At 31.9% G+C, this 376-nt stretch carries 1 protein-coding gene; it reads left to right on the top strand.

Annotated features, from left to right (window positions below; translation table 11 throughout):
• Positions 1–46: 46 nt before the first annotated feature.
• On the top strand, positions 47–376 hold a 330-nt coding region (locus tag SB775_RS27765; RefSeq protein ID WP_410864364.1), incomplete at its 3' end, for an Rpn family recombination-promoting nuclease/putative transposase.

Below are 376 nucleotides of genomic sequence, written 5' to 3'. Positions count from 1 at the left end.
GTACAATGAAAGAAAAACATCATATGAGATGGGGAGAGGAAAACCCATGTCCAACCAAAAATTAGTAAATTTACGCATTGATTTTGCTTTTAAACAACTATTTGGCACAAGTGGAAATGAAGATATTCTAATTGCTTTTTTAAATGCGATGTTACAGGATTCTTTAGAATCACCTATTGTTTCCCTGCAATTAGAAGATCCACATTTGCATCGAGAATATGAAGAAGATAAATTATCCATTTTAGATATTTCGACTACATTAAATACAGGAACAAAGGTAAATGTAGAAATACAATTGAATAACAATCACGATATGATCAAACGAAGCTTGTATTATTGGGGAAGGCTATACACCTCTCAATTGCAAAAAGGAATG

Source organism: Peribacillus sp. SIMBA_075, from assembly GCF_046534585.1.
This window is presented reverse-complemented; position numbering and strand designations above follow the sequence as displayed.